Origin of the sequence: Enterobacter sp. T2, from assembly GCF_010692925.1 — a bacterium.
In the GTDB taxonomy this organism is placed as follows: domain Bacteria; phylum Pseudomonadota; class Gammaproteobacteria; order Enterobacterales; family Enterobacteriaceae; genus Enterobacter; species Enterobacter kobei.
Genome location: NZ_CP048736.1, coordinates 2480828 through 2501369, shown reverse-complemented (window position 1 = coordinate 2501369; position 20542 = coordinate 2480828). Strand labels below are relative to the sequence as shown.

19 protein-coding genes and 2 pseudogenes are annotated in these 20542 nt (G+C 48.9%); 11 read left to right on the top strand and 10 right to left on the bottom strand.

Annotated features, from left to right (window positions below; translation table 11 throughout):
• Positions 1-127 precede the first annotated feature (127 nt).
• The 4 genes from G0034_RS11990 to G0034_RS11975 all read left to right on the top strand — a co-directional run bounded on the left by G0034_RS11990 (position 128) and on the right by G0034_RS11975 (position 5879).
• Positions 128-2779, top strand: a complete 2652-nt coding sequence (locus tag G0034_RS11990) for an excinuclease ABC subunit UvrA (RefSeq protein WP_000038427.1) — start codon at positions 128-130, stop codon at positions 2777-2779.
• A 191-nt stretch (positions 2780-2970) separates the two neighbouring features.
• Positions 2971-3402, top strand: coding sequence for a DUF488 domain-containing protein (locus tag G0034_RS11985; protein WP_000765646.1), 432 nt, complete (start codon positions 2971-2973; stop codon positions 3400-3402).
• A 364-nt stretch (positions 3403-3766) separates the two neighbouring features.
• The gene (gene frmR, locus G0034_RS11980) at positions 3767-4042 is read left to right on the top strand and encodes a formaldehyde-responsive transcriptional repressor FrmR (RefSeq protein ID WP_001141269.1); all 276 of its coding nucleotides are present in this window, start codon (positions 3767-3769) and stop codon (positions 4040-4042) included.
• A 685-nt stretch (positions 4043-4727) separates the two neighbouring features.
• Complete coding sequence (locus G0034_RS11975) at positions 4728-5879, top strand: iron-containing alcohol dehydrogenase (RefSeq protein ID WP_007372360.1); 1152 nt, start codon at positions 4728-4730, stop codon at positions 5877-5879.
• Positions 5880-6039: 160 nt separating this feature from the next.
• Here G0034_RS11975 and G0034_RS11970 read toward each other — a convergent pair whose 3' ends face one another.
• From G0034_RS11970 to G0034_RS11960, 3 genes are read right to left on the bottom strand one after another with little or no spacing between them, the layout of a single operon-like run.
• Entirely contained in the window at positions 6040-6186 is a 147-nt protein-coding gene (locus G0034_RS11970; RefSeq protein ID WP_000859348.1) for a DUF2474 domain-containing protein, read from the bottom strand.
• Positions 6187-6211: 25 nt separating this feature from the next.
• Positions 6212-7222: a cytochrome d ubiquinol oxidase subunit II gene (gene cydB / locus G0034_RS11965; RefSeq protein ID WP_007372361.1), complete on the bottom strand. Its 1011-nt coding sequence runs from the start codon at positions 7220-7222 to the stop codon at positions 6212-6214.
• Positions 7222-8631 (bottom strand): cytochrome ubiquinol oxidase subunit I, encoded by a 1410-nt coding sequence (locus tag G0034_RS11960; protein ID WP_007372362.1) that lies wholly within the window; start codon positions 8629-8631, stop codon positions 7222-7224. The genes cydB and G0034_RS11960 overlap by 1 nt, the downstream gene beginning before the upstream one ends.
• A gap of 978 nt (positions 8632-9609) precedes the next feature.
• Here G0034_RS11960 and G0034_RS11955 point away from each other — a divergent pair.
• On the top strand, positions 9610-9990 hold the full coding sequence (locus G0034_RS11955; protein WP_007372363.1) for a hypothetical protein: 381 nt from the start codon (positions 9610-9612) through the stop codon (positions 9988-9990).
• A gap of 531 nt (positions 9991-10521) precedes the next feature.
• Here the strand turns inward: G0034_RS11955 and G0034_RS11950 are convergent.
• Entirely contained in the window at positions 10522-10812 is a 291-nt protein-coding gene (locus G0034_RS11950) for a helix-turn-helix domain-containing protein (protein ID WP_007372364.1), read from the bottom strand.
• Entirely contained in the window at positions 10809-11846 is a 1038-nt protein-coding gene (locus G0034_RS11945; protein WP_022646506.1) for a hypothetical protein, read from the bottom strand. The genes G0034_RS11950 and G0034_RS11945 overlap by 4 nt, the downstream gene beginning before the upstream one ends.
• Positions 11847-12121: 275 nt before the next feature.
• Between G0034_RS11945 and G0034_RS11940 the strand changes: the two genes are divergently transcribed.
• The 4 genes and pseudogenes from G0034_RS11940 to G0034_RS11925 all read left to right on the top strand — a co-directional run bounded on the left by G0034_RS11940 (position 12122) and on the right by G0034_RS11925 (position 14810).
• The gene (locus G0034_RS11940; protein ID WP_022646507.1) at positions 12122-12385 is read left to right on the top strand and encodes a hypothetical protein; all 264 of its coding nucleotides are present in this window, start codon (positions 12122-12124) and stop codon (positions 12383-12385) included.
• Positions 12382-12948, top strand: a complete 567-nt coding sequence (locus G0034_RS11935; RefSeq protein ID WP_022646508.1) for a hypothetical protein — start codon at positions 12382-12384, stop codon at positions 12946-12948. The genes G0034_RS11940 and G0034_RS11935 overlap by 4 nt, the downstream gene beginning before the upstream one ends.
• A 39-nt stretch (positions 12949-12987) precedes the next feature.
• Positions 12988-13890 (top strand): annotated as a pseudogene (locus G0034_RS11930) (TrlF family AAA-like ATPase); the annotation flags it as partial.
• Between the two features lie 222 nt (positions 13891-14112).
• Positions 14113-14810 (top strand): IS1-like element IS1B family transposase gene (locus G0034_RS11925; RefSeq protein ID WP_095033700.1). Its coding sequence is split into 2 segments (ribosomal slippage): positions 14113-14362 and positions 14362-14810, totalling 699 coding nucleotides; the frame shifts between segments, so codons are not numbered across the junction.
• A 366-nt stretch (positions 14811-15176) separates the two neighbouring features.
• Here the strand turns inward: G0034_RS11925 and G0034_RS11920 are convergent.
• The 3 genes from G0034_RS11920 to G0034_RS11910 all read right to left on the bottom strand — a co-directional run bounded on the left by G0034_RS11920 (position 15177) and on the right by G0034_RS11910 (position 18050).
• Complete coding sequence (locus tag G0034_RS11920) at positions 15177-16544, bottom strand: ATP-binding protein (RefSeq protein WP_000896835.1); 1368 nt, start codon at positions 16542-16544, stop codon at positions 15177-15179.
• Positions 16520-17188 carry a response regulator gene (locus G0034_RS11915; RefSeq protein WP_003026030.1) on the bottom strand — a complete coding sequence of 223 codons (669 nt, stop codon included), beginning with the start codon at positions 17186-17188 and terminating at the stop codon, positions 16520-16522. The genes G0034_RS11920 and G0034_RS11915 overlap by 25 nt, the downstream gene beginning before the upstream one ends.
• A gap of 85 nt (positions 17189-17273) precedes the next feature.
• Positions 17274-18050 (bottom strand): COG4705 family protein, encoded by a 777-nt coding sequence (locus G0034_RS11910; protein ID WP_001805638.1) that lies wholly within the window; start codon positions 18048-18050, stop codon positions 17274-17276.
• A 189-nt stretch (positions 18051-18239) separates the two neighbouring features.
• Here G0034_RS11910 and G0034_RS23365 point away from each other — a divergent pair.
• Together G0034_RS23365 and G0034_RS11905 are read left to right on the top strand one after the other, a co-directional pair.
• A pseudogene (locus tag G0034_RS23365) lies at positions 18240-18347 on the top strand (ExeA family protein); the annotation flags it as partial.
• 100 nt (positions 18348-18447) lie between these two features.
• Positions 18448-19145 (top strand): IS1-like element IS1B family transposase gene (locus G0034_RS11905; protein WP_223822560.1). Its coding sequence is split into 2 segments (ribosomal slippage): positions 18448-18697 and positions 18697-19145, totalling 699 coding nucleotides; the frame shifts between segments, so codons are not numbered across the junction.
• Here G0034_RS11905 and G0034_RS11900 read toward each other — a convergent pair.
• Positions 19139-19708, bottom strand: coding sequence for a hypothetical protein (locus G0034_RS11900; RefSeq protein WP_048221193.1), 570 nt, complete (start codon positions 19706-19708; stop codon positions 19139-19141). The two genes, G0034_RS11905 and G0034_RS11900, sit on opposite strands and share 7 nt — an antisense overlap.
• Before the next feature lie 5 nt (positions 19709-19713).
• The gene (locus tag G0034_RS11895) at positions 19714-20418 is read right to left on the bottom strand and encodes an IS6-like element IS26 family transposase (protein ID WP_001067855.1); all 705 of its coding nucleotides are present in this window, start codon (positions 20416-20418) and stop codon (positions 19714-19716) included.
• Positions 20419-20542 lie beyond the last annotated feature (124 nt).

The following is a 20542-nucleotide window of genomic DNA, read 5'->3' as shown; positions in this document are numbered from 1 at the left end:
GCTTACTGCTGCATAAATCCCTTTTGTCATTATTCCTTCTTAACTAATGGTTCGGCACATCGGTTAACGCCATTCAACGTAACCAGCGTCAGAAGTAAAGTTGATTTACGTATTACAGGATTAAACTATGTCAAAGAAACTTTTTGGTGCCCCCCCAACCCTGACAGACGCCAGTAATTCTGTTGTGGTACGTGGTGCCAGGGAGCACAACCTTAAAGAGGTGGATGTCTCTGTTCCGCGTGATGCACTTGTTGTCTTTTCGGGGGTCTCTGGTTCCGGTAAGTCTTCACTGGCTTTTGGAACCATTTATGCTGAGGCGCAACGACGCTACTTTGAATCGGTTGCCCCGTATGCGCGGCGCCTCATTGATCAAGCCGGTGTTCCGGATGTGGATGCCATTGATGGACTCCCCCCTGCAGTTGCCCTTCAACAACAGCGAGGAACCAGCAATGCACGCTCTTCTGTCGGCAGTGTGACCACCTTATCGAGCCTGGTGCGCATGATGTATTCCCGGGCGGGAGCCTATCCGGCAGAACAACCTATGCTCTATGCTGAGGATTTTTCTCCTAACACGCCTCAGGGAGCATGTCCATCCTGCCATGGTCTCGGACATATCTATGATGTGACAGAAGCACTGATGGTACCTGATCCGTCACTCAGTATCCGGGACAGAGCCATTGCCTCCTGGCCACCTGCCTGGCACGGACAAAATCTTCGCGACATTCTGGTGACACTGGGCTATGACGTCGATATCCCCTGGAAAGAGTTATCTGAAGAAGAGCGACACTGGATCCTGTTTACTGAAGATACCCCGACGGTGCCGGTCTACCCCGGACTCAGCCCGGAAGACACACGTGTCGCAGTCAGGGAAAAAATGACTCCGGGTTATATGGGGACGTTTACAGGGGCGCGACGTTATGTTCTGCATACCTTTGCACACACCCAAAGTGCACTGATGAGGAAACGCGTCTCCAGTTTTATGGAAGGTAAACTGTGTCCTGTCTGCCACGGAAAAAGGCTTAAACCGGAATCATTGTCAGTCACTTTTGCTGGAGTGGACATCGGTGAGTTTATGCAGATGCCTTTAGACCAGCTGGCTGAGTTGCTTCTTCCTATCTCCCGGGGGGATTTCAGTACGCATCATGCCGGGGCTGATACTGACAGGGATATCACCCGCCGGGACCGGACAGAACGCGCAGGTTCCGGCAGAGCAGTCCATTCTGTAACGCCGGATGTCCGCCGGACCTCAGCATTATCGACAGAGAAACGACTGGCTGCTCAACGACTGACCAGAGGTGTTATGGACCGGCTGTATCAGTTGCAGAAACTGGGACTTGGTTATCTGACATTAGACAGAACAACGCCAACACTCTCCGCAGGGGAACTCCAGCGATTGCGTCTTGCCACTCAGCTTAGCTCCATGTTGTTTGGGGTCGTCTATGTTCTCGATGAACCATCAGCAGGCCTGCACCCTGCAGACAGCCATGCACTTTACGATGCTCTGGAGAACCTGCGGGATGCCGGAAACTCAGTGTTTGTCGTTGAGCATGATCTTGACCTGATGCGACGGGCGCAATGGCTGGTTGATGTGGGACCCGCTGCAGGAGAACAGGGCGGTCATATTCTCTACAGTGGTGTACCTGAAGGTCTGAAAGCTATTGCTGAATCCAGAACGGCGCGGTATTTGTTTGATGAAATCAGGCCACCACAATCATACGCCCGACAGCCAGCAGGATGGTTAAAATTACAGGATATTCACCGTCACAACCTGAAGGGACTGGACGCCTGTATTCCTCTGGGGGTACTGACCGCTGTTACAGGTATTTCGGGTTCCGGAAAGTCTAGTCTGATTGCTCAGGCCTTACCTGAGCTGGTGCTTTCCTCGCTTGGCCATGAACCAGAAGACGTGTTATCCGAGGGCAGTGATGCTGAGGGACCAACCGTTACTGAGAAAACTTACGGTACGCTGACAGGCGACACCGGACTGATCAAACGTCTGGTGCAGGTTGACCAGAAACCGATAGGCCGGACACCGCGTTCTAACCTGGCGACATATACCGGACTGTTTGACCATATTCGTAAGCTCTTTGCCGGAACACCTGCTGCTAAAAACTATCATTATGATGCCGGACAGTTTTCTTTCAATGTGGCAAAAGGTCGCTGTGAAACCTGTGAGGGTGAAGGGTTCGTCAGCGTTGAACTCTTGTTTATGCCCAGTGTGTATGCCCCTTGTCCGACATGTCATGGCGCACGCTATAACCCGGATACGCTCAGGGTTCGCTGGAAGGAGCGAAACATTGCGGAAGTCTTGCAGATGACAGTGGATGAAGCCTGCAGCTTCTTTGCTGATGTAGAACCCGTGGCGCGACCTCTGCGCCTGCTGGGCGAAATCGGTCTGGGATATCTGCGTCTGGGTCAACCAGCCACTGAGTTATCCGGAGGAGAAGCTCAACGGATAAAGCTGGCAACCGAACTGCAACGTAGCCAACGTGGCCATACGCTGTATGTTCTGGATGAACCGACCACCGGACTCCATGCGTCAGACGCCGACCGTCTGCTTGTGCAGTTGCAGCGTCTTGTTGAGACAGGGAATACCGTAGTTGTGATTGAACACGATATGCGTGCAGTCGTGCAGGCTGACTGGGTTATGGACATTGGTCCCGGAGCAGGTCATGAGGGAGGCAACCTGGTTGCAGAAGGTACACCCGCCCAGGTATCACAGGTTTGTGAAAGCCGCACGGCACCGTTTATTGCCCGGGAGTTGTCACGGAACTGGTAAAAGGACAGTGTCGTCATAGCGTGAATGACGACACTGTCACGCTACTGGTATATCCCCTGAACATTTTACCTGTCATTGTAACTACCTGAAAAAATACGTGATAAGAAACCTGTTGTACCAGGGCACAGCAAAAACACCAAATCTTATCCAGTGTTAAACATCACTGTTATGCAGGTGGTAAGGAGAACCTGATGAAACTATTTACGATTGGTTTCACACAATCTTCGGCGGAGGATTTTTTTACGCGTCTGAAGGAATCCGGAGCAAGACGTATTCTGGATGTGCGTCTCAATAATCGCTCTCAGCTGGCAGGTTTTGCAAAACAGGACGATCTGAAGTTCTTTGCCCGTACTCTGTGTGATATCGATTACGCACATATGCCAGATCTTGCCCCGACGCGGGAAATGTTTGAGCGATACAAATTACAGAAAGGAGACTGGGATATATATTCTTCGGATTTCATCGATCTGATTACAAAAAGACATATCGAAACGCTCGAAAAGAGTCAGTTTGCTGATGCTTGCTTATTGTGTAGCGAACATAAACCACATCATTGCCACAGACGGCTGGTTGCTGAGTACCTGGCAGATAAATGGCCTGATGTCACTATCATGCATTTATAGTGGCTGGGTTGTGTCTGTACGCCCGAACACCAGAACACAGCTCCCACAGACTATGACGGTACCAGACGATGTTCGGACAAAAGGAAGAGGATTTAGCCTGCTAAAGCAATATGCGCTAACAGGAAGTGGCTTGATATCGAAAATCAGTGTTTGCGACGCGCTTTTTTTGACCATGCTTTTGGGCTAATATCACACCCTTCAGCCTGTATTTTGCCAATAATATAACCAGTTGTTTTATTTTATAAATAAAGCTTATCGGTATGTGCTCTGTTATGTTTGTATACTACATGGGAGGTATACATTCATTGATCGGATAATGCATACTCCGATGCAGTATATCAACTTAAAGATAGTGAGGTAAGAAATGCCCAGTACTCCGGAAGAGAAAAAAAAGGTACTGACACGGGTTCGCCGCATCAGAGGGCAGATTGATGCTCTGGAAAGAGCACTTGAAAATGGTGCTGAATGCCGCGCCATTCTCCAGCAAATTGCTGCCGTTCGTGGCGCATCTAACGGATTGATGGCTGAGGTTCTGGAGAGTCACATACGAGAAACCTTTGACCAGAATGACAACTATAGCCATGAAGTCAGTAAATCAGTTGACGATACGATTGAACTGGTTCGCGCCTATCTTAAATAGCAACTGACCGGTAAACCCGGTCACTGCTGGATGTCATTATGAACACCAACCGAACGGCATAGCCAGTCCACAGATACTACTCATTCCCTGACTATGTCCCAGGAGTCCAGTGTCGTTCAGCCAAAACAAATTTCTGCTTTGTATACCACTACGACAAATGCTGTCATCAGTTCAGGTGCGATAATTTCGTTATCATGCGCAGTACATACTGCCCTGAGTTTTCTGATCCAGTAATCATTCTCGGCACCAGTGTTCCAGGTGCCGCCTCACCCTACAGATATCTGTAATTGTAAACCGTCGCAAGACCGGTCCAGGCGATAGGGCAGAATCGCCCACTGTTCGGAAAACCAGTACTAACTGACAGTTCTGGTACTGGAGACTGGCCACAGCACTGTATAGGCCCATTCTGTACGGCGTTGTCACCTGACCTGTCTGAAGATATTTCCCGCACGCAACAGGTTACTACTCAGAAGTGATAACCCAAGTCCTCATCAAACATCAAAAAATATTTTCAGATAAAAATCAAGTGTTTATCTTTTTTTAATCCTTATCAACAGTATTGGTATTGCCAGTTACTATACTGCCGTATAGTATATGAAGCAGATGATGTACACACAGAAACAACAAGGCTATCAAGATTTAAAATGCCCTCTCTAATATTTAAACTGACGAAAGGATATTAACTATGAGTAATGTATTTTATATGCCGCCTGTAACCCTAATGGGACTTAATGCTATTCGTCTTTTAGGGGATGAACTTGTTTCAAGGGAGTTAAAAAAAGCGCTGATCGTCACTGACCGTGTTTTGGCTGACACGGGACTGGTTAACAAACTGACAGATGAGCTTGAGGCGCATAAAATTAGTTATGCAATATTTGATGGTGTTCAACCTAATCCAACAGAGAAAAATATTGATGACGGTTTAGCCTTGCTTGCAAAAAGTAATGCTGATTTTGTCATTTCCTTTGGTGGGGGGTCTTCTCACGATACAGCTAAAGGTATTGCATTGGTGGCCACTAATGGTGGGCATATTCGGGATTACTCGAAAGGTGTGCATCTGTCCAAAAAACCACAATTACCATTAGTTACTGTAAATACGACAGCGGGTACGGCATCGGAAATGACCGTATTTGCAATCGTCACTAACCAGGAAGATGAAACTAAATACCCGGTAGTGGATAAGCACTTTACGCCTATCATTGCGGTTAACGATTCTGAACTTATGGTCGCAATGCCTGCGTTCCTTACGGCAACTACAGGTATGGATGCCTTAACTCATGCAATTGAAGCGTATGTATCAACAGCAGCTACGCCTGTTACTGATGCTTGTGCTATCAAAGCAATTGAAATTATTGTTAATAATCTTAAAGACGTTGTAGATGATGGCCAAAACCGCGAAGCACGTGATGCCATGCAATATGGTGAATATCTGGCTGGAATGGCATTTTCAAACGCGTCTCTTGGTTATGTCCATTCAATGGCTCACCAGTTAGGTGGCGTTTATAATCTGTCTCACGGTTTGTGTAATGCGATCCTGCTGGGTGAAGTATCCCGATTTAATGCGAAAAAGGTTCCCGATCGTTTTGTTGAAATCGCCCGGGCAATGGGGATTGATGTCTCAACAATGACTCAGGAGCAGGCCATTAATTCTGCTATCGAAGCAATTGAGATGTTGTCGCAAAAAGTCGGTACGAATCAACGCCTGGCTGATCTTGGTGTAACGGAGGATAAACTTGCATTTATGGCACAAAATGCACTAAATGATGCTTGTTCTTTAACCAATCCTCGTCAGGCAAGCCTTTCGGAGATTATTGAGCTCTACAAAGCTCGTATGTAAGCATTCTCCTTTTTACACCGTTATCTGAATTATATCTGAAGGAAAGTTGTACAAGTTCATGGTCAGAAATTTAAATCACTTCTGACCAGAGAAATTGACCATAAACATGTCTTTTTGATACTAAGAAAATCGGGTTACCAGAGGTAACCCGATTTAAACGTTAGTGAGTTTTCATCCCAGCGGCTGTCATTAGCAATTTGAATATTGTGGCAACGACCCCCAACGCCATTACACTGACAGCCCAGATAATCACCAGCCACATCAATTTTTTCCAGAATGGACGAGGTGTTTCATCAACGGTTTTCATTTAAGTTTCTCCATTGACCTCACCATTAGTGATAACCGTCGCCAGTTTTTACCTTCCCCCGGAATACATAGTAACTCCAGCAGGTGTACATCAGGATTACAGGGATAATCAACAAGCCACCTATTAGCATAAAGCCCTGACTCTGAGGAGGTGACGCGGCCTGCCAGATGGTTACAGAAGGCGGTATGATATATGGCCAGATACTGATCCCAAGACCACTGAAACCAAGGAAGATTAATCCTAACGTCAGCATAAAGGGACCAAAGCTGGATCGACGGCTATAAACACTGCGAACGATACCCCAGCAACAAACAAGGACCAGCAATGGTACAGGCAGGAAAAAGATGACATTTGGCATACTGAACCAGCGACTGGCAATCTCAGGATGAGTCAATGGGGTCCAGACACTGATAATTGCAATAACTGCCAGTAAACCAATGGTTAACGGAGTTGCAAGCTCTGACATCCTGCGGTGAAGCGAGTCTTCTGTTTTCATAATCAGCCAGGTGCAACCCAGCAGGGCATAGGCCAGTACCAGTCCCAATCCGCAGAACAGAGGGAACGGGGCGAGCCAAACCAATGCAGAACCGCTAAATGCACGTCCGGACACACTCAATCCATTTAATAAGGTTCCGACTGCAACACCCTGACTGAAAGTGGCCAGTACAGAGCCGACTATAAATGCTTTGTCCCAGATAGGTCGATGTTCCGGGATTGCTTTAAAACGAAACTCGAAGGCCACACCACGAAAGATAAGCCCAAGTAACATTGCGGTAAGCGGAATACTAAGAGCATCAATGATAACAGCGTAAGCCAGAGGAAACGCGCCGTACAATGCCGCTCCCCCCAGTACCATCCAGGTTTCGTTGCCATCCCATACCGGCGCAACGGTATTCATCATTGTATCGCGATCGACATCGTGCTTATGAAACGGGAACAAAATACCGATTCCCAGATCAAATCCATCCATCACTATATACATCAACGTAGCGAAGACGATGATGACAAACCAGATAATTGACAGATCAATACCCATTATTTGTCTCTCCCACGTGTTGCCAAACCCTCATTTACCGCTGACAGAGGACGGGCAGGTGTTCCATCCGTTACCTCCTGATGCTCCTCAGCATGTACAGGCCCTTTTTTGATCAGACGTACGAGATATATATAACCGACGCCAAAGACTGAGGTGTAAACAAGAAGAAACGCCAGTAAGCTGATTGACATATGTAAATCGCCATGTGCAGAAACAGCATCTTTCGTTCGCTGTACGCCATAAACGACCCATGGTTGACGACCTATTTCAGTTGTGAACCAACCGGCCAGTAACGCAATCAGTCCCGAAGGCCCCATGAAGAGAGAAAAATAGAGGAACGGTTTAGATGTATAGAGACGTTTCCGCCAGCGCAGCCATACGCTGACCACCCCGAGAAGAATCATCAGCATCCCTAAGCCAGCCATTACGCGGAAAGACCAGAATATGATAGTGGAGTTAGGACGATCTTCTTTAGGGAAACTCTTCAGGGCAGGCACCTGCTTATCAAGGCTGTGTGTAAGGATAATACTGCCAAGATAAGGGACCTCTATTTTGTACTTCGTCTCTTCTGCATTCATATCTGGCAGGCCAAACAGAACCAGAGGGGTTGCTTCACCAGGTTTATTTTCCCAGTGTCCTTCAATCGCAGCGATTTTTGCCGGCTGGTGCTCAAGAGTATTCAGACCATGCGCATCACCGATAACGGCCTGGATCGGGGAAACGATTAATGCCATCCACAATGCCATAGAGAACATTTTGCGAATAGCGGGAGTATCATTGCCTTTTAGCAGATGCCATGCTGCTGATGCTCCGACAAAAAAAGCGCTTGCAAGGAAAGCCGCAGTGGACATATGTAACAGGCGGAACGGGAAGGAAGGGTTAAAGATAATTTTCAGCCAGTCTACAGGGATAACAACACCATTCTCGATGGCATAACCCTGTGGAGTCTGCATCCAGCTATTGGATGACAGGATCCAGAACGTGGAAAACAGTGTCCCCAGCGCCACCATACAGGTAGCAAAGAAGTGCAGACCGGGGCCAACACGATTCCAGCCAAACAGCATGACACCAAGGAAACCCGCTTCAAGGAAGAACGCAGTCAGAACTTCGTAGGTCAGCAATGGACCGGTGATACTCCCTGCAAACTGTGAGAAGCCACTCCAGTTGGTACCAAACTGATAAGCCATAACCAGACCGGAAACAACACCCATACCAAAGTTTACTGCAAAAATTTTTGACCAGAAGTGATAGAGCTCCTTGTAAGTGTCATTTCGTGTCTTTAACCATAACCCTTCGAGCACGGCCAGGAAACTGGCCAGACCAATGGTTATTGCTGGGAAAATAATGTGGAAGGAAACAGTAAATGCAAACTGTACCCTGGCCAAATGGAAGGCATCTAATCCGAACATAGTTCACCTTAACCCCGATAATACACTGATAATTAATTATTTCTTATCAAATCAGAGCCTTGATGAGAAATTTCGACTATTGAAAACAATCATTTTTTTGTATGAGATAAAAACTCACTTGCAAGTACATTGTTAAGCACATGATTAAATGTGTCCAATAAGTTGCAATAATGTAGTGATAGATGAGGTCGATTACAAAAATGCAGGATTTTCGTTATTGTGTCAGCAACCACGATCATTCCTGATACTGCACGATACAAATAGTGTTGAGAGTAATTCTTAATAGTGGGGGGGTTATGTGTAACTTACTGAAAAATTTAGGTGATTAGATGTTTCTGAAATATGCATACCGTCCGGTTTTAACCACTGATACACGAAAAAATCAATATGCTCGTGCATTCTACCAGGTATATTCTGGTGTCCTGGCTAAGGATATTAAATCTCATTTTTTAAACAACAAATTATTTCATATACATATGGATTAGATTTTTGCTCTGGTATCAGAAGTAGATGTCACAAACAAAGGAATAAATAATCGACAAGGAGCTGACTACCGTCGACAGACCGCGGGAGGTGTTCAGGATCAGCTGCATTGATGAGTTCCAGGCCCTACAGGCAAATGACCCCATGCTGGTTATGCCGGAATATCCGGACCCTTGAGGCGTTTTTCTGACGAGACAATTATTTTAACAGTCAGAGACCAGAGGCACTCCTCAGCTATCAGTTCAGTCCGGAGCAGGTCCAGCGCTCTCACGGAACCGGACGTGACGAGGAGTGGAACGACAGTTCCACAGGCGCTGAAGGTGGGAGTGGCATTGAGGGTCATTATTCAACATCCGGGAATTCAGCCTGCTGCGTTGTCAGATGTACTGGCCATTCTCTCAGGCATCGCTATAAGTAACTGTCTGAATCCTGTATCCTCGAAGCTGCGCTGTAAGCAATTAATTCCCATCGTGGCAAATGCACAAAGGATGATACATGCAAACGCTAAAGAGCAGACTTGAAACGGTAGTACATTGTTTTGAAAATGATTTTCGCGGATTTAAAATCAGAAACAGTAAGACCGATGCCATGAAATGGCTAATGCGATTCAATTTGCCGTACTCTGTCCGAGAACATGAACCCGGTAAATATCTGCTTCTTAATCGTGAATATAAACCTCTGGGATTTATGGCGCAGGCCGGTGGCCACGGCGCGGAATACGCTGATTACGGTGATCATCTTCTTGCAGGTGCTCCGGGATTACTCGATAGCGATATTTATTTTTATAACGACGGTTCAACCCCGTGGGAAAGCGCTAAAAACTGGACTGCATACCAGAAGGCAGTCCTCCAGTTCCTTGAAAAACTTCCAGGCTGAGTGAATAGCCCGGATAATTTAATCAGGCCGCTTCAGCGGCCTTTTTTACGTCTGCTGTTCTGGTAACTCAGGTGATTCTGCGTTCTGAAGAGGTACCCAGTCTTCCGACTCAATGAGTTTCGGATCTCAGGAGAAGAGAAGAAGGATTTTTGCAGAAGCACAAAAAAATTCTGGATAGTTGTCATTAGGGGAATATTGCATAAAAAGCAAAATTCAAGGCTGACAAAGCCAGTAATAGCAACAAAGAGGAAAGAGAAACTTTTTTCAGGTTTTTTTACAGTCCGGCCTTAAAGGCCGCATCGGATTTTCTAAATACAGTTTTACATAAGGAAAATCGTATGACTGTATTTCTAATCCTCACCGCCATCGCATATGGCATCTTCAAAGCCGGCTGCTTCATCCTATTAGTGGTCAAGGGGTATCAGGGCTGGACATTGTTCTGGAAAAACTATGACCGTCTCCCTCATATCATCCGTTCCCGCTGCCGATATCAGAGACGATTCATTTTCAGACGCATCTGGAAGCGAATCTTCAGCCACTGATAATGTTATCGAGCGGCATCCCCAGCCCAGCCAGCCAGCACAGGCAGCACCAGGTGGTGTACACCATACTGGTCTCTCCTGATTTCCACTTACGGATGGTGCGTTCGTCCACATCCAGTCGGTTAGCCAGCTGGTTGTCAGTCAGGGGGATAAATCCCCGGACCAGCAGGATTTCGGTGACTGTAGGCTTCTGCCAGTCTTCTCCGCTGACCAGCGTATAGCCATTAAATTTGTTCAGCTCAATAAGTCCGGCGATCTGTCGTGCTATTTCGTCTTTCATTGAGTTGCGAGCCCGGATGCAGAGGGAACCAGGAGGGACCGGACATCCACGGTAGCGTCACTCGTGTCGTTGTTATCAGCACCCAGCGTCAGCTCATCGATATACTTCCTAATCTGTCCTGTCTGGTGAAGGTAATAACACAGCTTAAAAGCGAATTGTGCTCTGTCTTCGGATAACCCACACCTTGAGAAAGCTCTATTCCGAAGATCTTCAGGCGTTTCAGATGTGTATCTCTTTTGGTAGATGCTCATCACCTCTGCATGAAGCTCGGCAAACTTCATTTCGTTATTCAGCTTTAAATCATTCTTATAAATCAACCGGGCAGCATCCAGGTCATTTTTTTCAAGCAAAATCCAGCCATAAAGGGTCTCGCTTGCATGTAACCCGTCCAGAACGATCCGGCCAAGTTGATTTGCATAGATGTACTCGTTAAGCAACGTTCTGAGCCGCTCTTCCAGAAAACCGAGTTTAGTACGTAGCTGTTTCTGGACATTATCAATCTTGTTATGGATCGCCAGATTCAGCGTGAGCATATAGAACAACAGATTGATATGAGCCTCGGTGACGGCATTAAAGCTGCGTTCAGACGCTCGATCATGACTACCTCCAACGCACATTTCTGCCGTAAGACGGGTTCCCTGATGTTCCAGCACCGCATAAAGATCTATACCACGTCGTTTCACCTCACCAAGTACATCCACGGAAGGCGTTTCGAAACACGCATCATACTGGTCTATAAACTGCTGATAGGCTATGCCGGCATTTTCAAATCGCTCATCCCTGATGGCGTCCAGTATCTGTGATACCTGCTGACGGACTTCCCGCTGAAAGGCCTCCACATCTACATCGTTGTAGACAAGCGTATTCGACTGCATCGCTATCAGGCAGGCCGGGAGCGTTTCAGGCACCCGCTCGTTAGAAATGATTTTCCCGGTGATAGTGTCCCTGATTAGCTGACGCGGCTGTTCCTTAACAGCCTCTCCGGCCGCAACCTTTTTCTCAATGTCAGACCGCTTGCGCAGTTGCTGGCTCATTCCTCTTTCCCTCTGTGTGGGCTTGCTATATCACGTCATTAAAACTCAAAAGAATGTCAGCCGCAAAAGAACCGCCTAAGCATCTTTTCGGATCTGCGTGGCGGGAAAACGGTAAGAAATATGATAAATAAACAAAACGCATAAAATCATACTGTGTGTGATATTTATCGTTATTCATAATAATCATATCTGATATGATATTCTACAGTTAATACATGAATCATATGAAGTATGATTTTTGACTAAACCGGACATTATCAGACGGAGCGTGCAGGATGGATGAGAAAGAAGTGAATTTTTCACTCAGCTATGAGCAGCTGACCCGGATAGCGGAAGAACGTATCCGTGAATGCGAGCTGGACAGTCAGGGCGCTAAATACATCAGCGAATCGAGTATGGCCAGCACCCTTCTGCAATTCTGGTATGAACTGGCGATTACTGGTGCGCCAATGAAAAATTACGAACAAACCAAAGCGCTCATTGACGTCGATCATCAGCGTCTCAGAAAACTCATCTGGCCGGAGACGGATAAGCAATGACACAGGCGCGACGCCCGTCACCGCTGCAGCGGCGGGTGCTGATTGTGCTGGCCGCCCTGGATTCGAAACGTCCGGGGCCGGTGGCCACGCGGGATATTGAGCGGGTGCTGGAACAGGGCGGGGACGCCCCGGTGTACGGGCCGAACCTGCGCGCCTCCTGCCGGCGCATGGAAGCAGCGGGCTGGCTGCGCACCCTGCGCGCGCCTAACCAGCAGCTGGCCGTGGAGCTGACCGGGGCCGGACGCGATGTGGCGGAACCGCTTTATCAGGCAGCCCGTGATGACGAAATCTCCCGCCAGCGCCAGTTGAAGGTGCACAGTCTGCCCTTGCGCGAGTCGACAACCGGTGAGGCGGTGGAGGTTTTTCTCGGTGACAGCCTTCACCGTATCTGTCAGGCAGCCTACGTGATCCGGCTCGACGGCTCCACCTGTCTGCAAGTGACGAATGCAGGTGGAATACGTCAGATAATGGAAGGCGATCCCCTGCAGGTGGCTGACTTGTATCAGACCTGTTATGACGCGGGTCTTCCGGTACATATCCAGATTAACGAGAGCCAGGATTAGCCTGGCAGAAACCCTTCATGCATACCGTCTTGGAGCGGACTGGAACAACGCGCCAGGCTTGCGGCTGAATTCATGTATGGATTGCTGTCCAGACAGGGCGTGATCGACACGGCTTTCGCATCGCTGACCACAAAACCGCATCTGACGCAGGATCAGCAGGCCCTGATACAGGACATTCTTACGGATATCCGCATTTACGGCCAGCCTCACTTTGATGTCACGGCCTTTTACAACGGGATGCTCAGTTATCTGAACCGGGGCCGGTTCAGGGCGACCGGGGAGCTGACTACCCAGGACAGGCTGCGGGAGGTGTTCAGGATCAGCAGCATTGATGAGTTCCGGGCCCTGCTGGCAAATGAACCCATGCTGGTTCTGCCGGAATGCCCGGACAATAAACTGACCCTCGAGGCGTTTTTCTGGCGCGACGAATATTTTAACAGTCAGGGACCGGATGCACTTCTCAGTTATCTGTTCAGTCCGGAGCAGATCCAGCGCTATCTGAACGTCAGGGCGGAATTTGAAGATAAAGGTAAAACCGTGGAAAAACTGTCAGCCGGGCAACGGGGGACCTTCTATGTCTGCCTTAAACTGGCGGCAGATGCCTTCGGATCGCCGTTTGTATTTGATCAGCCGGAAGATGACCTGGACAATGAATTCATCATGCATAGTCTGGTCCCACTTTTCAGAAAAATAAAACAGTACCGGCAGGTCATCATCGTGACGCATAACGCCAACCTGGTGGTTAACTGTGATGCTGAACAGGTCATCATCGCGGCCAATAATGATGAAGTCATCAGTTACCGTAGCGGGGCGCTGGAATACGGAGATCACGGGGCGCCAAACAGTATGTGCAAGGCTATATGTGATGTGCTTGAAGGGGGACGCCAGGCGTTCGAAGCGCGTGAGCAAAAATACGGGATGGTGTGGCTTAACGCCATCTGATGAGTCTCAGGAACTGAAAGCAGACCCTCGTCAGGTCTGCTTTTTCTTCCGCTGTTCCGGAAACCGACTCTCCGGAGACGAATGAAATCGGGTGACATGGTGTGAATAAGGAGGCTGCAGAAATGATGAATATCATTACCCGGCCCCCCTGACAACGGGAACGCTAGGGTGATGCTGCCAACTTACTGATTTAGTGTATGATGGTGTTTTTGAGGTGCTCCAGTGGCTTCTGTTTCTATCAGCTGTCCCTCCTGTTCAGCTACTGACGGGGTGGTGCGTAACGGCAAAAGCACTGCCGGACATCAGCGCTATCTCTGCTCTCACTGCCGTAAAACATGGCAACTGCAGTTCACTTACACCGCTTCTCAACCCGGTACGCACCAGAAAATCATTGATATGGCCATGAATGGCGTTGGATGCCGGGCAACCGCCCGCATTATGGGCGTTGGCCTCAACACGATTTTCCGCCATTTAAAAAACTCAGGCCGCAGTCGGTAACCTCGCGCATACAGCCGGGCAGTGACGTCATCGTCTGCGCGGAAATGGACGAACAGTGGGGCTACGTCGGGGCTAAATCGCGCCAGCGCTGGCTGTTTTACGCGTATGACAGGCTCCGGAAGACGGTTGTTGCGCACGTATTCGGTGAACGCACTATGGCGACGCTGGGGCGTCTTATGAGCCTGCTGTCACCCTTTGACGTGGTGATATGGATGACGGATGGCTGGCCGCTGTATGAATCCCGCCTGAAGGGAAAGCTGCACGTAATCAGCAAGCGATATACGCAGCGAATTGAGCGGCATAACCTGAATCTGAGGCAGCACCTGGCACGGCTGGGACGGAAGTCGCTGTCGTTCTCAAAATCGGTGGAGCTGCATGACAAAGTCATCGGGCATTATCTGAACATAAAACACTATCAATAAGTTGGAGTCATTACCTGCAAAGTGATGGTTTCTTTTTCAGGTCTATTACGTTTAACGTCATCAAATATTTTACTGGCACCATCACACTAAATAACGACCGGGTTAAGACATGGCATCAGAAATTAGCAGATACTCCGTGCTGCGTATATCCGGCACTCCGCCAGTGTCTGCGGCAGCGGACATACCGCGACTGCCGGCTTCAGATATATCTTTCTTACAACGAAAAACAGAGCCTTCACCAGAAATGACACGGTTTCCACCGTATCATTTTTTAACGTCTTTATGTTCATGTGATTGTCCTCCTTGTTTGTTAAGGACAGCATAGCGGCGTTAACTTAGGGAAAACTGAGCGAACTGAATATTGGTTTACCCGGAGTGGCTTTCAACCGGCAGGATTATCCTTGCCCTCAACCCGGATGGAAAGTGTGAGGATGGCGCAAGAATGATTGTTCCTCCCAGCCGGTGCACGCATGCTTTTACAATAGACAAGCCCAACCCTGAGCCAGGTTTTTCGGTGCCTGCAGGCCGGTAGAATGCGTCAAATACTCGTTCTCTTTGTTCCGCTGCAATTCCCGGCCCGTTATCCTCGACATCAATCACCGCGCTGTTATCAATAAACTGTAACCGCAGGTCAATCTGCCCGTTTTCAGGGATATAGTGAATCGCGTTTTCGACCAGATTTTTGAGCGCCGTGTACAGGGTGTTTTTTTCCGTAATCACCTGCGACTCTGCCTGGTAAGGGGTTTCCACCACACCGATATCAATACCCTTTTCCAGTGCCAGAGGGAGCAGGGTCTCTATAACCTGCCGAAACACTTCATTGAGTGATACCGCTTCTGTCCCTTGCGTCTGAAGAGGCTGTTGCTCTCTGGCGAGAGATAATAGCTGCTCAAGCAAATTTTTTTCCCGCGTCAACCCCAGCCTCAGAGCGGCTAAACGCTCACGCGCCTCTGCCGACATGTCTGAACCCGATAACCGCTCAGCCTGGAGGGACAGGGCCGTCAGGGGGGTGCGTAATTCGTGCGCGGCATCGGCAATGAAGCGTTTTTGTGCCTGTATTGTGTTGTTCACTTTGTGCAAAAGTCTGTTAATACTTTCCACGAAAGGGCGAATCTCGTCCGGTATGTTATCATCCCTCAATGGTGTTAAATCCCGTTCATCTCGCCGGTATACTCCTGCAGCAAGATTCAGCACTGGCCGGAAGGATTTTTTTATCAGGTCGGTGGTGACCAGCAGCAGCACAGGTAAAAGCAGGATAAATGGGATCAGCGTGCGTAATGCGCTTGCAAAGGCGATTTCATCCCTGACCTCGGTCTGCTGACCAACAATCACAAACTGTTCCGGCGTCAGACGGTGAACAAGAACCCGATATTGTACACCGGTGATGGTGGCGTTCTGAAAACCTTCCCTCACGGGCGCGGGCAAATGAAAGGTGATGCCTGTGTCATCGTTTTGCGTACCCGAGACGGTGAGATATTCCACCAGTATTTTGCCATCGCTGTCCTCGTCGGCCCTCTTTTGCCCCTTTATTTCGGGCAGCGCGTTATGTCCGGGGGACTTCGTGACGTAAGCTATCTGTTTTAAGGTATCGTCCTGAAGCTCCCTGGCTTCATCCAGCGCCAGATAAAAGGTAATCCCTCCGGAAATAACGGCGGTAAGCAGGATAGCGATACCCAGCGCCAGTGATAACCGTAACTGAACGGAGGTTTTCATCCGTTTTTTGAAACCAGCCATCCGACTCCCCTGACATTTTTAATCGCGTCCCGCCCGAGCTTCTTTCTTAACGCATGGATCAGAAATTCGATGGCATTACTTTCGACTTCATCACCCCAGCCATAAATTCGGTCTTCCAGTGCGCTGCGGGAAAGTATTCCTCCTGGACGCAGCATCAGAGCTTCCAACAGGGCGTATTCGCGGTTCGAGAGCAAAAACTTTTGCTGGGTTTCGGAAATGCTGGCTTCATGAGTGACCGGATCCAGCGTCAGTACGCCATTACTCAGGACAGGGTTTCCATTGCCAGTGTTTCTTCGAATGACTGCGCGGATCCGGGCCAGTAGCTCGCTCATTTCAAATGGTTTGAGAATATAATCGTCCGCACCGCCGTCGAGCCCTTTTAACCTGTCTTCGAGCGCGTCGCGAGCGGTCAGAATGAGCACCGGCACCGGAAGCGCTTTTTGGCGGATTTCGGCCAGCACGGTCAGGCCGTCTTTGCCAGGCAACCCTAGGTCAAGCAAAATCACATCATATTGCCAGGTGCTAAACCCGACACAGGCATCATTGCCGCTTTTAACCCAGTCTACCGCCCAGGCGTTGTCTTTCAGCGAGCTGGTGACGACCTCTCCAACCATCGGATCGTCCTCGACAAGGAGTATTCTCATAGGATTGATAGCTCACGGATAAGCGAAATATACCGAAGAATAAACACGATACCGGTGATGTACAACCTGTACCGCACTGAATGTCTTATCTGTTGATTTCTTCGAGTTTCATTTTATAGGTGAGGTAACCGATAAGACTGGTGATGGTCAGCAGGAACAAAATGCTGGTTCCTGTTGTGCCAAGCCCCAGACCACCGCTGGTAAGGGGTTGAGATAACAAATCACCACAAGAGGCTCCCAGAGGCCGGGTTAAAATATACGCAATCCAGAAACACAGTACGCTGTTCGCTTTGAACAGATAGCGACTGACCGCGGTCAGCGCAATCAGCGCACCAAACACAATGGCTGCATTCAGATAACCAAGCCCCAGACTTTCCGCTGCCCAGTCTCCTGCGGCAGTTCCCAGCGAGAAGGTGAACAAAATGGCGATCCAGTAATACGTTTCCCGCTTCAGGCTGTTGATGCTGTGAATAGATAAGGTTTTTTCCTTCGCGTACCAGAGTCCGAATGTCAGAACCAGCAATCCGCCAAATACCGATGTTGACAGCGCGAGCGGCACTCCAAAGTGGTCGGTCATGTTGTCAGTGATCAGCGTTCCGAACACGCTGATTAATAGTACAGTTGACCAGTAAAGAGCCGGAATATAGCGATTCGCACGTAACTGAAAGGTCAGTACCACGGCAAACAATATGCCGGTAAGCAGAGAGGTATTAGTCAGCCCCCAGTTGAGATCCATATTCAGGAAGTCTGCCGCTGTTTCACCCACGGTAGTGGACATCATTTTTATCAGCCAGAAAAAGAGTGTGACTTCAGGAACTTTATTCATCGGGAAAGCCGGGGACGTATTTTGTTGTGGTCGCATTGTTTCCTGCCTGGGATGACTGTTGCCGTATTCATCGGGTGAGTCTGCTTCCACCGCAGATTAATGAGCCAGACTTAGGAGTTACTTAGCGGGGACAGACAGTGAAAGAATGATACTTTCATCGGGTCTGCTCCAGTCCATTCAGTACTAATTAAGCGGAGTGGGTTCACCGGGCGCATAGTGGCGCACTTTGAAGAAAAACCATCTGAAATCAGGGCATTATTTAACAATCAGTCAGACCCTGCCCGGACAGCCGAGCAACGTGAAAGAATACTGGCGGCCGGTCTGCCGATATGACGATGTTGATTTGCAGTTATTATGAGTCCGGCGGAATAGATTGCGGGTGATGCTGCCAACTTACTGATTTAGTGTATGATGGTGTTTTTGAGGTGCTCCAGTGGCTTCTGTTTCTATCAGCTGTCCCTCCTGTTCAGCTACTGACGGGGTGGTGCGTAACGGTAAAAGTACTGCCGGACATCAGCGCTATCTCTGCTCTCACTGCCGTAAAACATGGCAGTTACAGTTCACATACACAGCCTCTCAACCCGGTACGCACCAGAAAATCATTGATATGGCCATGAATGGCGTTGGATGCCGGGCAACCGCCCGCATTATGGGCGTTGGCCTCAACACGATTTTCCGCCATTTAAAAAACTCAGGCCGCAGTCGGTAACCTCGCGCATACAGCCGGGCAGTGACGTCATCGTCTGCGCGGAAATGGACGAACAGTGGGGATACGTCGGGGCTAAATCGCGCCAGCGCTGGCTGTTTTACGCGTATGACAGGCTCCGGAAGACGGTTGTTGCGCACGTATTCGGTGAACGCACTATGGCGACGCTGGGGCGTCTTATGAGACTGCTGTCACCCTTTGACGTGGTGATATGGATGACGGATGGCTGGCCGCTGTATGAATCCCGCCTGAAGGGAAAGCTGCACGTAATCAGCAAGCGATATACGCAGCGAATTGAGCGGCATAACCTGAATCTGAGGCAGCACCTGGCACGGCTGGGACGGACGTCGCTGTCGTTCTCAAAATCGGTGGAGCTGCATGACAAAGTCATCGGGCATTATCTGAACATAAAACACTATCAATAAGTTGGAGTCATTACCGAAGAACTCTTAATTAAGTATTCTTCAAGTGGGCCAGCATATGCCCCTGATGTCACGATCGTTAGTTGCGTAAGAGGATGAGTCAAACTCTCAATGCCCTTCAGGATGTCATTCTGGACAGCAGCAATATAAACAGGCGAAGCCGCAATCAAATATTCATCATTCGGACTGGACTGCATTAACTGGCTTATAGTTGCGCAACGGTTATGCTTTCCTAGTGATTTTGTGATGGCTTTCCACCAGAGATCATGCCTGAATGGTACTTGATGAAATGTCGCCTCGTAAGAGGGCACCCGATCTCTACAATTTAAAAAACCCATCCCGGCAGAGATTATCCACAACTCCAGATTTCTGGTTGAGTTTAAAATTTCCTTTGCCGTAGACCAGTGATTACCTGAATACAAGGACAATGCCGGTACCGCCTGATTACTTCTGGCGTCGTCTACAATGTTACTCCAGGCATATGCTGCGTCGTCCGGGGTTTGTTTTGGATCTATGTCCGGCACTGTTGCAAAGTTAGCGATGAGGCAGCCTTTTGTCTTATTCAAAGGCCTTACATTTCAAAAACTCTGCTTACCAGGCGCATTTCGCCCAGGGGATCACCATAATAAAATGCTGAGGCCTGGCCTTTGCGTAGTGCACGCATCACCTCAATACCTTTGATGGTGGCGTAAGCCGTCTTCATGGATTTAAATCCCAGCGTGGCGCCGATTATCCGTTTCAGTTTGCCATGATCGCATTCAATCACGTTGTTCCGGTACTTAATCTGTCGGTGTTCAACGTCAGACGGGCACCGGCCTTCGCGTTTGAGCAGAGCAAGCGCGCGACCATAGGCGGGCGCTTTATCCGTGTTGATGAATCGCGGGATCTGCCACTTCTTCACGTTGTTGAGGATTTTACCCAGAAACCGGTATGCAGCTTTGCTGTTACGACGGGAGGAGAGATAAAAATCGACAGTGCGGCCCCGGCTGTCGACGGCCCGGTACAGATACGCCCAGCGGCCATTGACCTTCACGTAGGTTTCATCCATGTGCCACGGGCAAAGATCGGAAGGGTTACGCCAGTACCAGCGCAGCCGTTTTTCCATTTCAGGCGCATAACGCTGAACCCAGCGGTAAATCGTGGAGTGATCGACATTCACTCCGCGTTCAGCCAGCATCTCCTGCAGCTCACGGTAACTGATGCCGTATTTGCAGTACCAGCGTACGGCCCACAGAATGATGTCACGCTGAAAATGCCGGCCTTTGAATGGGTTCATGTGCAGCTCCATCAGCAAAAGGGGATGATAAGTTTATCACCACCGACTATTTGCAACAGTGCCTCTACTCTTGCCACAGGTTTACGAGTAGGTGATTTGGGAGGAAGCGTCTTAGCCTTTGAAG

Coding starts and splice junctions, on each gene's coding strand:
- G0034_RS11990 (WP_000038427.1), top strand. CDS start 128: ATGTCAAAGAAACTTTTTGGTGCCCCCCCAACCCTGACAGACGCCAGT.
- G0034_RS11985 (WP_000765646.1), top strand. CDS start 2,971: ATGAAACTATTTACGATTGGTTTCACACAATCTTCGGCGGAGGATTTT.
- frmR (WP_001141269.1), top strand. CDS start 3,767: ATGCCCAGTACTCCGGAAGAGAAAAAAAAGGTACTGACACGGGTTCGC.
- G0034_RS11975 (WP_007372360.1), top strand. CDS start 4,728: ATGAGTAATGTATTTTATATGCCGCCTGTAACCCTAATGGGACTTAAT.
- G0034_RS11970 (WP_000859348.1), bottom strand. CDS start 6,186: ATGAAAACCGTTGATGAAACACCTCGTCCATTCTGGAAAAAATTGATG.
- cydB (WP_007372361.1), bottom strand. CDS start 7,222: ATGGGTATTGATCTGTCAATTATCTGGTTTGTCATCATCGTCTTCGCT.
- G0034_RS11960 (WP_007372362.1), bottom strand. CDS start 8,631: ATGTTCGGATTAGATGCCTTCCATTTGGCCAGGGTACAGTTTGCATTT.
- G0034_RS11955 (WP_007372363.1), top strand. CDS start 9,610: ATGCAAACGCTAAAGAGCAGACTTGAAACGGTAGTACATTGTTTTGAA.
- G0034_RS11950 (WP_007372364.1), bottom strand. CDS start 10,812: ATGAAAGACGAAATAGCACGACAGATCGCCGGACTTATTGAGCTGAAC.
- G0034_RS11945 (WP_022646506.1), bottom strand. CDS start 11,846: ATGAGCCAGCAACTGCGCAAGCGGTCTGACATTGAGAAAAAGGTTGCG.
- G0034_RS11940 (WP_022646507.1), top strand. CDS start 12,122: ATGGATGAGAAAGAAGTGAATTTTTCACTCAGCTATGAGCAGCTGACC.
- G0034_RS11935 (WP_022646508.1), top strand. CDS start 12,382: ATGACACAGGCGCGACGCCCGTCACCGCTGCAGCGGCGGGTGCTGATT.
- G0034_RS11920 (WP_000896835.1), bottom strand. CDS start 16,544: ATGGCTGGTTTCAAAAAACGGATGAAAACCTCCGTTCAGTTACGGTTA.
- G0034_RS11915 (WP_003026030.1), bottom strand. CDS start 17,188: ATGAGAATACTCCTTGTCGAGGACGATCCGATGGTTGGAGAGGTCGTC.
- G0034_RS11910 (WP_001805638.1), bottom strand. CDS start 18,050: ATGCGACCACAACAAAATACGTCCCCGGCTTTCCCGATGAATAAAGTT.
- G0034_RS11895 (WP_001067855.1), bottom strand. CDS start 20,418: ATGAACCCATTCAAAGGCCGGCATTTTCAGCGTGACATCATTCTGTGG.